This is a genomic window from Nocardia rhamnosiphila NBRC 108938 (genome assembly GCF_000720425.1).
In the GTDB taxonomy this organism is placed as follows: domain Bacteria; phylum Actinomycetota; class Actinomycetes; order Mycobacteriales; family Mycobacteriaceae; genus Nocardia; species Nocardia rhamnosiphila.
Window position 1 is genome coordinate 1,555,006 of sequence record NZ_JOAJ01000001.1, and the last position, 13,121, is coordinate 1,568,126.

At 69.6% G+C, this 13,121-nt stretch carries 14 protein-coding genes; 8 read left to right on the forward strand and 6 right to left on the reverse strand.

Annotation, left to right across the window (positions count from 1 at the left end; genetic code table 11):
- The first annotated feature begins 12 nt into the window (after positions 1–12).
- Together IG75_RS0107100 and IG75_RS0107105 are read left to right on the forward strand one after the other, a co-directional pair.
- Positions 13–231: a hypervirulence associated TUDOR domain-containing protein gene (locus IG75_RS0107100; RefSeq protein WP_063045197.1), complete on the forward strand. Its 219-nt coding sequence runs from the start codon at positions 13–15 to the stop codon at positions 229–231.
- A gap of 17 nt (positions 232–248) precedes the next feature.
- On the forward strand, positions 249–590 hold the full coding sequence (locus IG75_RS0107105) for a DUF3140 domain-containing protein (RefSeq protein ID WP_036512923.1): 342 nt from the start codon (positions 249–251) through the stop codon (positions 588–590).
- Between the two features lie 76 nt (positions 591–666).
- On the opposite strand, the gene IG75_RS0107110 is transcribed toward IG75_RS0107105, so the two are convergent.
- Positions 667–1,236 carry a YceI family protein gene (locus tag IG75_RS0107110; protein ID WP_030520356.1) on the reverse strand — a complete coding sequence of 190 codons (570 nt, stop codon included), beginning with the start codon at positions 1,234–1,236 and terminating at the stop codon, positions 667–669.
- Between the two features lie 86 nt (positions 1,237–1,322).
- Between IG75_RS0107110 and IG75_RS0107115 the strand changes: the two genes are divergently transcribed.
- Positions 1,323–1,793, forward strand: a complete 471-nt coding sequence (locus IG75_RS0107115) for a MarR family winged helix-turn-helix transcriptional regulator (protein ID WP_030520357.1) — start codon at positions 1,323–1,325, stop codon at positions 1,791–1,793.
- A 269-nt stretch (positions 1,794–2,062) separates the two neighbouring features.
- On the opposite strand, the gene IG75_RS0107120 is transcribed toward IG75_RS0107115, so the two are convergent.
- From IG75_RS0107120 to IG75_RS0107130, 4 genes are all read right to left on the reverse strand, one after another.
- Positions 2,063–3,013: a helix-turn-helix domain-containing protein gene (locus IG75_RS0107120; RefSeq protein WP_030520358.1), complete on the reverse strand. Its 951-nt coding sequence runs from the start codon at positions 3,011–3,013 to the stop codon at positions 2,063–2,065.
- 222 nt (positions 3,014–3,235) lie between these two features.
- Complete coding sequence (locus IG75_RS38980; RefSeq protein ID WP_156058685.1) at positions 3,236–3,418, reverse strand: hypothetical protein; 183 nt, start codon at positions 3,416–3,418, stop codon at positions 3,236–3,238.
- Positions 3,419–3,572: 154 nt separating this feature from the next.
- Positions 3,573–3,995 carry an Hsp20/alpha crystallin family protein gene (locus IG75_RS0107125; RefSeq protein WP_030520359.1) on the reverse strand — a complete coding sequence of 141 codons (423 nt, stop codon included), beginning with the start codon at positions 3,993–3,995 and terminating at the stop codon, positions 3,573–3,575.
- 509 nt (positions 3,996–4,504) lie between these two features.
- Positions 4,505–5,227, reverse strand: a complete 723-nt coding sequence (locus IG75_RS0107130; RefSeq protein WP_245713056.1) for a GNAT family N-acetyltransferase — start codon at positions 5,225–5,227, stop codon at positions 4,505–4,507.
- 163 nt (positions 5,228–5,390) lie between these two features.
- Here IG75_RS0107130 and IG75_RS0107135 point away from each other — a divergent pair, with 163 nt between their 5' ends.
- From IG75_RS0107135 to IG75_RS0107160, 5 genes are all read left to right on the forward strand, one after another.
- Positions 5,391–6,707, forward strand: coding sequence for a ferredoxin reductase family protein (locus tag IG75_RS0107135; protein WP_030520361.1), 1,317 nt, complete (start codon positions 5,391–5,393; stop codon positions 6,705–6,707).
- 218 nt (positions 6,708–6,925) lie between these two features.
- Entirely contained in the window at positions 6,926–8,461 is a 1,536-nt protein-coding gene (locus IG75_RS0107145; RefSeq protein ID WP_030520362.1) for an ABC transporter substrate-binding protein, read from the forward strand.
- Positions 8,458–9,387: an ABC transporter permease gene (locus IG75_RS0107150; RefSeq protein ID WP_036512254.1), complete on the forward strand. Its 930-nt coding sequence runs from the start codon at positions 8,458–8,460 to the stop codon at positions 9,385–9,387. The genes IG75_RS0107145 and IG75_RS0107150 overlap by 4 nt, the downstream gene beginning before the upstream one ends.
- On the forward strand, positions 9,384–10,187 hold the full coding sequence (locus IG75_RS0107155; protein WP_051714296.1) for an ABC transporter permease: 804 nt from the start codon (positions 9,384–9,386) through the stop codon (positions 10,185–10,187). Before IG75_RS0107150 ends, IG75_RS0107155 begins: the two co-directional genes overlap by 4 nt.
- Positions 10,184–11,629, forward strand: a complete 1,446-nt coding sequence (locus IG75_RS0107160) for an ABC transporter ATP-binding protein (protein WP_051714297.1) — start codon at positions 10,184–10,186, stop codon at positions 11,627–11,629. Before IG75_RS0107155 ends, IG75_RS0107160 begins: the two co-directional genes overlap by 4 nt.
- Before the next feature lie 22 nt (positions 11,630–11,651).
- On the opposite strand, the gene IG75_RS0107165 is transcribed toward IG75_RS0107160, so the two are convergent.
- Positions 11,652–13,118, reverse strand: a complete 1,467-nt coding sequence (locus tag IG75_RS0107165) for an aldehyde dehydrogenase family protein (protein ID WP_030520365.1) — start codon at positions 13,116–13,118, stop codon at positions 11,652–11,654.
- Positions 13,119–13,121: the final 3 nt, after the last annotated feature.

Genomic DNA, 13,121 nt, shown 5'->3' on the forward strand with positions numbered 1-13,121 from the left:
CAGGAGGCAGTCTTGAGCAAGAAATCCTTCCGCACCGGCGACAAAGTCGAATGGAACAGCCACGGCAGCACCGCCGAAGGCGAGGTGGAAGAGGTCATCACCTCCGATACGGAGGCGGCCGGCCGCACGGTGCGCGCCTCCGACGAGGACCCACAGTACCGGGTGCGCAGCGCAAAGAGCGGCCGCGACGCCGTGCACAAACCCGACGCTCTTCGCCCCCGGGGCGACTGATACCGGAGGTGGCGGTCGTGTCGGACGACAACGAGAAAACTCGCGCGCAGTTCGGCGACGCCGTCAATATGACGGCCGCGGAACTACGGCGGTGGCTCGATACCGACGAGTCGAAATCGGTCGGGCAGAAGCCGTCCGGGGGCGGCGAATCGACCGGGCATTCCAGTGGGCGTCGCATCGTCGAACTGCTCGAGAAGAAGACGAAGGATCTCACCGCCGACGACTATGCCCATATGCGCAAGGTCGTCGGATACGCGCACCGTCACCTAGAACAACGCCCCGCCGGCGACACCGGGCACAGCAGGTGGCGGTATTCACTGATGAATTGGGGCCACGATCCGGAAAAGGCCGCCGGGTAGGGCCCGCGGAGCCGTCGCGGTGGAGGCGTGAACACGCCCCACCGCGCTCTGCTCGCGCCCTCCGGGCCGGCGGTGGTCAGTTCGCCGCGGCATCCTGTTTGATCGCCGAGACCTCGAATTCCAGGACGACCTTGTCGGCGACCAGCACGCCGCCGGTTTCCAGCGCCGCGTTCCAGGTGATGCCGAAATCCTTGCGGTTGATGGTGGCCGAACCTTCGAAACCGACCCGGACATTGCCGAACGGGTCGGTGGCCTGGCCTTCGAACGTGAAGGGGACGGTCACGGACCGGGTGATGCCCTTGATGGTGAGGTCGCCGGTGACGTCGAACGCGTCCGGACCGGTCGGCGTGATCGCCGTGGAGCGAAAGGTGATCTCGGGGTATTCGTCCAGGCCCAGGAAGTCGAGCCCGCGCAGATGCTTGTCGCGGTCGGCATTGCGGGTGTCGATGCTGGCCACCTGGATCGTCACCTCCCCGGAGGAGTTGGCCGGGTTGTCGCCGTCGAAGTACGCGCTGCCGGTGAATTCGTTGAACGCGCCGCGCACTTTGGTCACCATCGCGTGCCTGGTGACGAAACCGACCCGGGTGTGGGTCGGGTCCAGTACGTAGGTTCCGCTCAGCTCGTTCACGTTCGTCGCGGTCGTCATCCTGTGCCTCCGAGTGCTTGTTGATGTGTCATATAAAGCCTGCGCCGCAATTGGTGATATGTCAACTACTAGGTTACGCTGGACATATGACCGAGACGCGATGGCTCGACGAGCGCGAGCGCCGGGCCTGGCGGGGCTACCTGACGATGCACGCCCGGTTGGTCGCCCGCCTGCACCGGCAGCTACAACAGGACTCCGGCCTGTCGCTGGCCGATTTCGACGTACTCGTCCAGCTCACCGACCGGCCCGAGCCGCGGATGCGGGTGGGGGAACTGGGGCAGGCCCTGCAATGGGAGAAGAGCCGGCTGTCCCACCACCTGGGCCGGATGCAGGGACGCGGGCTGGTGCTGCGCGAAGACTGTCCGGACGACGCCCGCGGCGCTTACATCGTGCTCACCGAGCAGGGCCGCGCCGCGATCGAACAGGCCGCGCCGAGACATGTCGACACCGTGCGCGAGCTGGTCTTCGACGCACTCACCGACGACCAGGTGGACGCTCTGGCCTCGATCGCCGGCCGCATCCTCGGCAGACTCGACGACACGGACCAGAGCAGATGATCCCGCCGGCAGGGCGCACTCACCCCTCCCGGTAGGCAGGGCGCTCGACGCATCGCCTCGCGTCGTCCGCCGGGCACGGCAGCCGCTGCCGTCAGAATCGCCCGGGCCCCACCCAGGCCGATATCACCCGCGGGTTCCTCTGGATGGGCTGCCCGCCGAATGCGCACGAATCATCCACTCGGCGGCCGGAACTCGCCCCGCGCACGAGCCTCCGCCGCTGTGCAGACCTCCTCCGTCCTGCGTCGCCGTTCGGCACCCGGGTCCGCGACTCACCTGCCGCGGCGCAGGACCTCGGAGGGGGTGCGTCCGTAACAGCGGTAGTAGGCGGCGGCGAAGCGCCCCGGGTGGGCGAAGCCCCACGTACGGGCGATGGAGGCGACGGTCTGTCCGTCCCCGGGGACCGCCGCGAGGAGTTGTTCGTGCGCACCCGCCAGCCGTAGCCGCTGCAGGTAGCGCAGCGGGGTGGTGCCGAGGTGGCGACGGAAGGCCAGCTGCAGGGCCCGCGGGGTGACGAACGCCGCCGCCGCGACCGCGGCGACGGTGATGTCCTCGTGCACATGCGATTCCAGGTAGGCGATGGCGCGGCGCACCACGCCGGGGTGGGCGTCGCGGCGGTCGGCTGCGCCCGGTGCGGTGACCGCGGTGGTGGGCACGGTCGCCAGTACGGTCGCGGCCAGATAGTCGGTGGCGGTGGCGACCAGCAGTGGATTGCCCGCGGTGGCGGGGTCGGCGGCGAGATGCTTCATATGCGTGACCGCCTCGGTGAGCCGGCGGGCGGCGGCCGGGGTACGCGGCCCCGGCGCGGTGATCCGCACCGGCGCCCCACCCGCGCCGGCGGCCACGCGGTCCAGCAGTGCCGAATCGAACAGCGTGAGGTCGTAGCGGCCGGCGCGGATGATTCCCGAAGTCGGGAGTTCGTTCGCACCGAGCAGCCCGACCCGGCCGGGCGTGAGGTTCTCGGTTCCGTCGCCGGGAGCGCTGTGCTCGATCACCCCGGCGTGCACGCTCGCCACGCACAGCGTGCCTGTCTGCTCGATGCCGTAGGAGAGGTCGAACCCCAGAGCGATCCGGTCCAGGGTGACGGCGCCGAGCACATCGCGGCGCAGGCCCACCGAGGTGTGCCGGGGACCGGTATGACCGATCACCACCCCGGGGTATGCGGTACGAAGGAATGCCTCGATCTCACCGAGGTCTTCGCTGTGGAACACCGGATAGCGCACCGCCTCGAAATTTCTTGGGACCCTCGGCCGGTTCGGCGGCCGGAACACTGCGCTCTCGGAGAGGGACTCGGGTAACGGACTCGGGGTAATCGGGTATGCGGATTCGATCGGGCACCGGCCGCCCGGTGGCCGGACGCTCCCGCGGCGCCGGGCACCGGACGGCCCGAAGCGCCGGCATGCGGATCTCGCCGCGGCCGGCCCCACCTTCGGGACAACCGCGGCTCAGGCGGCCCTGCGGGGGCGGGGCATCGAGACGCCGTCCATGATCTCGGTCCACCAGCCCTGCAGCGGGCTGGGGTCGGGCCATTGCACGTCAACGGCGCCCTGGACGACCCGAGCAGGTGACGAGTCGCCGGTGGTGACGGACCCGGTGGTCCCGGAAGCGGCAGCAGTAGTGGTTGTCACAACATTCCTGGCCGACATGTGGGTGACTCCTGGTTGCGGGGCCGGGCCCGGCACATGCGCCGGGCCCGGCCGCCGGAGGGAGTAGGACAGTTCGGATACGCGACGCCGGCCGGATCCTCTCGCGCTCATCGGCACGGATGCTCCGGCCGGACCGTCAGGCGGTGATCGCCTGAGGCTCGCTGTCGTGGCGTGCGACCTCGATCTTGCGCGGCTTGGCCTTCTCCGAGACCGGAATCACCAACCGCAGGACGCCGTCACGGTAGTCGGCCCGGATCGCCTCGGTATCGAGGTTCTCGCCGAGGAACAACTGCCGGCTGAATACTCCGCGAGTGCGCTCGGCCGCGATCATGGACCGGTTGGCGTTCAGCTCCGGCCGCGACGCGCGCACGGTCACCACGTTGCGTTCGACATCGAGGTCCAGTGAATCCGGGTCGATCCCGGGTAGGTCCAGTTCCACATAGAATTCATCGCCTTCCCGCCAAGCGTCCATCGGCATCACCGCCGGGCGTGCGGGCGTACCGAACACCTGCTGGGTCAGGCGGTCCAGGTCGCGGAAGGGATCGGTGCGCATCAGCATCGTCGCCACCTCCAGTTCACTCCATTCACTGTCGAAGGGAACTAAGATTATCTGTGTCATCTGACAGAGATAATTTTTAGCACTCTCCACAGGACAGTGCAAGTGGTGTCAGTAGAAAATATGACGCAACCAACAGTCGAAGCAGCTCGGCAGAACGGACTGCCGCTTCGATACGGAGGGACGCGCCGCCGGAGGGTCGCAGCCTCGGCCACCGGCGGGTCCACGAACGGGCTCGACGAGACCGGCCGGCTCCCGCCCGGCCGCGTAGCGCCGGCCGCGCGACCCTCCGGCCGCGCACCACAGCGGCCGGGGAACCACTCCTCGTCCGCCTCCGGGCCGGACGGACCGCCCCACGGAAACACAGTGCCGCCGACGATACGCACGGTGGACCGTTTCGACGGTGTCGCGCGCGGCAGCCCGGCGAGCAGCATGCCGCCAAACCCAACGACCGGGGCGGCTACTGCACGACCTACCCGAGCAGGTCCGGCCGGGCAGAATGCGGGCGGAGGCTACGGGATGCGGTACCCCCGGAAGGTCACGGATACGCGGGTCCGGAAGCCGAGCCGCTCATAGAGGGCGATTGCGCCCGTATTTCCTTCCGCGACATGCAGAAAGGGACGTTCGCCGCGGGCCTCGATACGGGCGATGACCGCCCGGACCAGGCGGGCCGCATGGCCCTGCCCCCGCGCCTCGGGGGCGGTGCAGACGGCGCTGATCTCGGTCCATCCCGGCGGCCGGAGCCGTTCACCCGCCATCGCCACCAGCCGGCCGCTGTCGCGGATACCGAGGTAGGTGCCGAGTTCCCGGGTGCGCGGCCGGAACGGACCGGGCCGGGTGCGCGCGACGAGGTCGAGCATTTCGGGTACGTCGTCCACACCCAGTTCGACCATCCCGTGATCAGGCCCGGGCGCGGGCAGGCCGGCGCCGGAGAAGATCATCTGCCGGCCCGCGAGCGTGAAGACCTCTTCCCAGTCCGACGGCGGCGCCGCCGCACAGCTGAACATATCGGCGAGTTCGCCCGGCCCGAGCAGCCGCGCGAGATCGGCCCAGTCCCGCGCATCCGGATCCGCACCGACCGCGGCGAAGGTCGCGACTTCGGGCAGGTAGGTGCGGGCCCGGCCGATCCGGCGGGCCAGATGCCCATGGTGTCCGCCCAGCGATTCGCCCACCGGGTCGTCCAGTACCGCGGTGTCCGGGGCCACCGCGGTACCGCAGATCTCGTCGTTCGCCACCCGCCGAGTATGCCGGGCGGCCCGCACCACGCCCCTGGGGTGCCCCGCCGGGGCGTCCGGACACGCAGAGGAGCCGGAAGACCCGGTCCGGCTCCCGGGTGGGGCTAGCGTGGAACGACGTGCCGGCCGGGCACAGCTAAGCGCCCTTCGACGGGAGGTAGCGGTGCCTGTGGTGGTTCGGGGGATCGGATGGATCGCGTTGTACGTGGCGGTGGCGGTGGTGCCGCTGGTGTTCGCCGTGATCGGACCCGCCGGGGGCGGCCGGGGCTTCTGGGTGGAATTCTCGGTGGCGCTGGGCTTCGTGGGCATGTCGATGCTCGGCGCGCAGTTCGCGCTGGTCGCCCGCTTCCGGGCCGTCGCGGCACCTTTCGGCGAGGACGCCCTGGTGCAGTTCCATCGCCAGGTCTCCTATGTGGCACTGGGGTTCATCCTCGCCCACCCGATCCTGCTCCAGATCGGGGGCGTCGACATCGTGGCGCTGCTGAATCTCGCCGAGGCGCCGTGGCGGGCCCGCTGCGCGGTGGCTTCGACGGTGCTGCTGCTGGTCGTGGTGGCGACCTCGGTATGGCGGCGGCGCCTGCGGATTCGCTACGAGGTGTGGCAGCTGCTGCACGGCGTGCTCTCGGTGGCGGTGGTGGCCCTGGCGCTCGCACATATGCTGCTGGTCGGCTACTACCTGGACGACGCGTGGAAGGTGTGGTTGTGGACGGTGATGACCGTCGCGCTGGTCGGGCTGCTGGTGTGGGTGCGGGTCGTCGCACCGATCCGGCGACTGCGGCGGCCGTGGCAGGTCGAGCAGAACACCGCCGAACGTGGTGACACCCGGACCCTGACCCTGACCCCGGCCGGACACGACGGCCTGCGCTTCCGGCCGGGGCAGTTCGGCTGGCTGACCGTCGGCCGATCCCCTTTCGCCGTCACGGCCCACCCTTTCTCGTTCTCCTCCAGCGCCGAAGACCACGGCCGCGTCCGGATCACCATCAAAGCCCTCGGCGATTTCACCTCCACCGTCGGCGACATCGCCCCCGGCACCCGCGCCTTCCTCGACGGTCCCCATGGCGTGTTCACCCCCGATCGCCACGAAGGCCCGGGGTTCGTGCTGATCGCGGGCGGCGTCGGCATCACCCCCATGATCTCGATTCTGCGCACCATGGCCGACCGCGGCGACCGTCGCCCGTTTCTGCTGATCTACGCGATACGGACCATGGACGAGCAGACCTTCGACGACGAAATCGTCAGAGTGTCCCGGCGCCTGGATCTGACCGTCGTACCCGTTCCCCAGGATCCGCCACCGGAGTGGGAAGGCGAGAGCGGGTTCGTCGACCGTGCGCTGTTGCAGCGCCACCTCCCCGACCGATATCGACACCGGCAGTACTTCATCTGCGGACCCACACCCATGGTCACCGCCATGGAGGACGCTCTCGCCGCCCTGGACGTACCGGCCGATCGCGTCCACACCGAACGCTTCACCTTCGTCTGATCCGATCCCGGAGGCCCGGATATGCGGCATACCTACACCACCCGCGCGGTATGGGCGATCACCTTCGTCCTGCTCGCCGCCTGCGCCTGGTTCGCCCTGGCGCTCGCCTGAGTCCACACCGACCGGCCAAAGCTGTTGTCCCGGTGTGCACGGCACGATAACCTCAATCGAGTTAGCAGAGGCTAACCTCTGATCGGGCAAGCGGACGAGGTCGGGTAGTGGATATCAACAGGCGCCGACTGCTCCGAGCCGGCCTCGGTGTGAGCGCGATACTGGCGGTCGCGGCGTGCGGAAACGGTTCTCCCGGTTCGAGTGACGGCGCCAGTGGTCCGCCCAGGCCCGGCGGAACGCTACGCGTCGGTGCGCTGGGAAAGTCGTCGAAGATCGAGCGCGACCCGCATGCCACGCTGAGCAACGACAGCGATTTCCTGATCATGTCGCTCCTCTACGATCCGCTGACCGTGCCCGGCGCCGACCCCAATGTGGCCCCACGACTCGCGGCTCGGTGGGAGGCGGACAAGGATCAGCGGCATTGGACTTTCACTCTCGCCGAAGGCGCGAGTTTCCATGACGGCCGACCGGTGACCTCGGCGGATGTGGTGTGGTCGCTGCGCCGGCTGCGCGAGATGGCCGGGGAAACCAAGGTTCCGGTGTCCTCGGCGGCCGATATCCGTCCCACGGGCCCCCACGCGGTGGTGCTCACCTGCGCCGCGCCGAACAGCCAGCTGCCGCTGCTGCTGCGGATGATGACATTCGTGGTACCCGAGGGCACCACCGATTTCACCAGGGGTGTGGGCAGCGGACCGTTCCGGCTCGAATCCTTCGACCGCGGCAACGCGCGGCTGGTGCGTAACGAGTCGTGGCACGGCGGCCCGCCCCTGCTCGACGCGATCGAGGTCACCTTGTTCGAGAGCCCGGAGTCGATGTCGAACGCGATCATGGCCGGTCAGATCGATCTGGCTTCCAGTGTCGGCGCGGTGGCCGGGCGCACTGCGGAACGCCGGGGTGATCTGAAGGTCGTCCGGCGGCCCGACGATGTCGCGGTGGCCATCGCGATGCGTACCTCCGATGGGCCGTTCGCCGATCCGCGGGTGCGGGAGGCGCTACGTCTCATCGTCGATCGTGACGCGATGGTGGCCCAGGTCCTGTCGGGTTACGGAACGGTCGCCAACGATGTTCTCGGTACCGCGGACCCGAGCTTCGACCGGTCCCTGCCGCAGCGCACGCGCGATATCGACCGGGCGAAGGCACTGCTGGCGGAGTCGGGATTCGACACGTCGAAGACCTACCAGCTGGTGACGAAACAGGAGGCCGCCGGCGAAGTCGAATCCGCCCGGGTTTTCGCCGCCCAGGCCGGAGACGCCGGCCTGACGATCGAGGTCGTCGTCCAGGAGGCCAACGACTTCTACGACCGGACCTGGCTCCAGGCGCCTTTCTACACGGTCAACTGGGGCACCAACGACTCGGTGGTGTTCTTCGCCAGCAAGGTCATGACCTCGCAGACCGCCTGGAACGAGACGGGTTTCGCGGATCCCGCCTTCGACAAGGCCTACGCTCGGGCCCTCGCCGCGCCCGCCGGTACCGAATTCGTCGAGGCCAGCCGAGAGATCCAGCGGATCCAGTACGACCGCGGTGGTTACCTCGTCTGGGGCATGGCCGACGGTATCGATATCGCCACCGCCTCGGTTCAGGGGCTGCCCGATCTCGGCGGGTACGGCCGGGTGCAGCTCGAACGAGCGTGGTTGTCGAGTTGAGGAAGGTCGCCGGTCTGGTGGCGCGCCGGCTCGTTCTGCTGTTCGTGCTGCTCGCCCTTGTCTTCCTCGTGGTCGATCTGCTGCCGGGCAATGCCGCACGCGCCGTACTCGGGCGAGACGCACCGGCGGATCGGATAGCCGCCAAAGAACACGAACTGGGTCTCGACCGCCCGCTGCCGGAGCGTTTCCGGTCCTGGTTCACCGGGGCGCTGACGGGCGATTTCGGTACCACCGCTCATGGACAGTCGGTGAACGGGCTGCTGGCCGAGAACTTCCCCCAGACACTGCTGCTGGCCTCGATCGCCATGCTGGTCACCGTGGCGGTCGCGCTGCTGTGCGGGATGTGGTGGGCGGCGCGGCCTTCCGGTTTCGCGGCCCGGGTTCTGCGACCGGGTACGGCCTTCGCCACCGCGATCCCGGAGTTCGTCGTAGCGATCGTCCTCGTGCTGGTGTTCTCGCTGTGGCTGGGTCTCCTTCCCTCGGTGACCTTCACCGATCGATCGGGCTATCCGGCGAGCCCGGAAATGCTGGTGCTGCCGGTTGTCGCACTGGCGGTACCGCAGGCGGCATGGAACGCACGTGTCGTCCGCGGCGCGGTGCTCGACGCGGCGACGGCTCCCCATGTCGACAACGCTCTCCTGAACGGACTACCGGAGCGGACGGTCCTGCTCCGGCATGTGGTTCCGTTCGCGCTCCCGGCCATCGCGGCGTCCTTCGCGACCTCCGTGGGCACCCTGTTCGGCGGCGCTCTCGTCGTGGAGACGATATTCAACTACCCGGGCGTCGGTGCGCTGATCGCCGGTTCGGTCTCCGACCGCGATACGGCGCTGGTCGCCGCGATCGTGGCGCTGACCGGCACGACGATCATGTGTGTCCTGCTGGCGGCCGACGGCATCCGCATCTGGGCGAACCGGGGCCGGCGATGATGCCCGTGCTCACCCGCCGGCGCGTCGTGGCGGCCGTATCCCCCGCACTCCTGATCGCCGCGCTCGCGGTGGCCGGTCCCTTCCTCGCGCCGCATCCGGTCGACTATCCCGTGGGCATCGCGTTCGAAACGCCCAGCGGCAGCGCCTGGCTGGGCGGCGACCGGGTCGGCCAGGACGTCACGAGCCAGCTGCTGCACGGCGGCTGGGGGTTGCTGGTGCTCGCCGCGGTCATCGCCGGCCTGGTCACCACCTGCGCGGCCGTCCTGGGTTCGACTGCCGCGCTGTATACCCGAGCCGGCGCGTGGATCGAACGCGCCGCGGACCTGTGCATGCTGCTGCCGCCGGTGCTGGCGATTCTGCTGTTCATGCTGTCCTGGCCCGAGTCCGGCACCGCCGGCCTGATCACTGTCGCGGTCGTTGCCGGAACACCGTATTCGGCACGCGTATTCGCCGCGGCCGCGAGTGGTGTCGCGCGGACGGGCTTCGTCGAGGCCGCCCGCGCGCGCGGAGAACGCCCGGGTTACCTGGTGTTCCGCGAATTGCTGCCGAATCTGCGTCACACCCTGCTCACCCAGCTCGGCCTGCGGTTCGTGGAAGCCATCTACATCGTCAGCACGGTGTCGTTTCTGCAGTTGCCCACCTCGCTGGGTGCCGCCAACTGGGCGGTGATGGTCCGGGAGAACGCGTCGGGAATCCTGCTCAATCCCGCGGCGGTGCTGGCTCCGAGCCTGGCGATCGGTCTGCTGGCAGTGAGCGTCAACAGTGCCGTGACCGCCTTTGCCGGGGAACGGCCGATATGAGCGGCGGTGTAGTCGTCGACGATCTGTCGATCCACGCGCTGTCCGGTGCCGAACTGCTGGCGCCGATATCGCTGCGGGTGGCGCCGGGCACCGTGGCCGCGTTGACCGGGCCTTCCGGTACCGGCAAGACCACGTTGATGCGGGCTCTGCTCGGGCACCTGGCCCAAGGCGCCACCCGAACGCGCGGCACCGTGCACGTCGCCGGGCAGGACGTCTTCGCCCTGAGTCCTGCCGCGCGGCAGGACTTCCGGCGGCGGAACATCGCATTCGTCGATCAGGACCCCGGCGCCGCACTCAACCCCGTCATGCGCGTGCGCACCCTGCTCGAGGAAGCAGCGGCCCGGCCGAGCGACAGCATGCTCCGCGCCGCCCTCGCCCGGGTGGACCTGCCCGAATCCTTCCTACGCCGGCGGCCCGGCGAATTGTCCGGCGGCGAACAGCGGCGACTCGCACTCGCCCTCGCCCTCGTGCGCGAGGTGGGCGTCCTGGTGGCCGATGAACCACTCGCCGGCCTCCACGGAAACCTGCGCAATGCGATCGCCGACCTCCTGCGCTCACTGGCCACCGAGGATAAGCTCGCACTGGTGGTCTCCGGGCACCACACCGAGATCCTGCACCGTCTCGCCGACGAGGTCGTCGAGCTGGGCGAATCACGGACCGCGCTGGTCCGGCTCGCCGCCCACGCCGCGGAGCCACCGGGCGCCGGGCCGCCCGCACTGGGCGCCGTGGCGATCTCCGCGACGGCCGGGCGCACCCGCCTGCTCGGCTCCGTGGATCTCACCGTCCCGGCCGGAGGCTCGGTGGCACTGGCCGGGCCGTCCGGGGCCGGGAAAACCACGCTGGCGCGGGTACTCACCGGACTACACACCGAGGCCACCGGCACCCTCGTGGTCGACGGCCGTCCGCTGGCCGTCGGCCGGTCCCGCCGAACCCGGCGCGACCGGCGCCGTGTCCAATTGATTCCGCAAAACCCGCTGTCCACGCTGAACCCGAAACACACGGTCCTGCAGACTTTGTCGCGACCGCTCCGCCTGACCGGGAACACCCTTCGTTCCGAGATCGCCGAGCGCGCGGCCGGCCTGCTGCGCAGCGTCGACCTCGCACCCGATCTGCTGCACCGTTACCCCGGCGCGCTGTCCGGCGGCCAGCGCCAGCGTGTCGCCATCGCTCGCGCACTGGGCGCCGAGCCCGACATCCTCATCTGCGACGAGATAACCTCGGCACTCGACGACCGGACCGCCCGCTCGATCATGGACCTGATCGAGCGCACCCGGCACACCCGTGGCATCGGCGCACTCGTCATCAGCCACGATATGGCCGTGATCGCCGCCTACTGCCCGCATATCGTGGTCCTCGGTAATGGCGCCGTCGTCGAACAGGGCCGCACCGCGGAGGTGCTGGCCGCCCCGCACGCATTGGAGACCAAGGCCCTGCTCGCGTGACCCCGCGGCGTGCGCGGCCGGATCAGAACGGGTACCGCTGAATCTCGGATTGCACAGTGATCCATTGTGTTTCGGTGAAGGTATCGAGGTTGGCGGTCGGCCCGCCGAAACGGCCGCCGACTCCGGAGGCCTTCAGCCCGCCGAACGGGATCGGCGCCTCGTCGTCCACGGTCTGATCGTTGATGTGCACGGCGCCCGAGACGATCCGGTCGGCGAGTTCGTAGGCCTTGAACGCGTCACCGGTGAGGATGCCCACGGACAGGCCGTACTCGGAGGCGTTGATGATATCCACGGCCTCCTCGACCGTGTCGTAGACCAGGACCGGCGCCACCGGGCCGAAGATCTCCTCGGTCCAGGCAGGATTGTCCGGGGTGAGGCCGGTGAGAACGGTCGGCCGATAGAACAGATCCGTGAACTGCCCGCCCGCGGCCACTGTCGCGCCCGCCTCGACGGCCGCGGTGACCAGTCCGTGGACCCGGTCGCGCTGGCCGGCATCGATGATCGGACCCAGCGCGTTGGCCGGGTCGGTGGGATCGCCCACCGGAATGTGCCGCGCTGTGTCCGCCAGGGCGGCCACGTACTCCTCGGCGACGGACCGGTGCACGAGATGCCGGCCGGTGGTCATGCAGATCTGCCCCTGGTGCAGGAACGATCCCCAGGCGCCCGCCGACGCGGCCGCCTGCACATCCGCATCGGGTAGCACCAGCAGCGCATTGTTACCGCCCAGCTCGAGGTGCAGTTTCTTGAGCAGCGGCCCGGCCGCCGCGGCGATCCGGCGGCCGGCGACCGTGGAGCCGGTGAACGACAGGCACGGGATCCGCGGGTGTTCGACCATCGCCGCGCCCAGTGCGCCGCCGCCGGGCAGCACATGCAGCACCCCGGCGGGCAGCCCCGCGTCCCGCAGCAATTCGGCCAGGGCCAGCCCGCCCGAGATCGGGGTCCGCGGATCCGGTTTGAGGATCACCGCGTTACCCAGGGCGAGCGCCGGGGCGACCGACCGCATCGACAGGATGGCGGGGAAGTTGAACGGCGAGATCACCCCCACGACCCCCACCGGAATCCGGCGGGCCACCGACAGGCGCGGTTTCCCGGAGCGCAGCATCTCCCCGTACGGGTGCGCGGCCAGGGCCGCGGACTCCTGCAGTTCGCTCGTCACCAGGCCGACTTCGAAGGCCGCCTTCCCCTGCCCCGAACCCGCTTCGGCGACCAGCCAGGAGCCGAGCCGGTCCGGGTTCTCGCCCAGCAGCTGCGCCGCGCGCAGCAGGACGGACACTCGTTCGTCGTAGGTCCGGGCCGCCCAGTCCTGATGCGCCGCCGTCGCCGAGCGCACCGCTGTCTCCAGTTCGGCGGTCCCGGCTTCGCCCACGGTGTCGAGCACTGCGCCGGTGGCCGGCGAGACCACGGTCAGGGTGCGGGAGACGGGCCGGAAGGTGCCGTCGAACAGCGCGTCGCGCCACGAGGTGGTGGCCGAATCGGCGGTGGTGGTCATAGG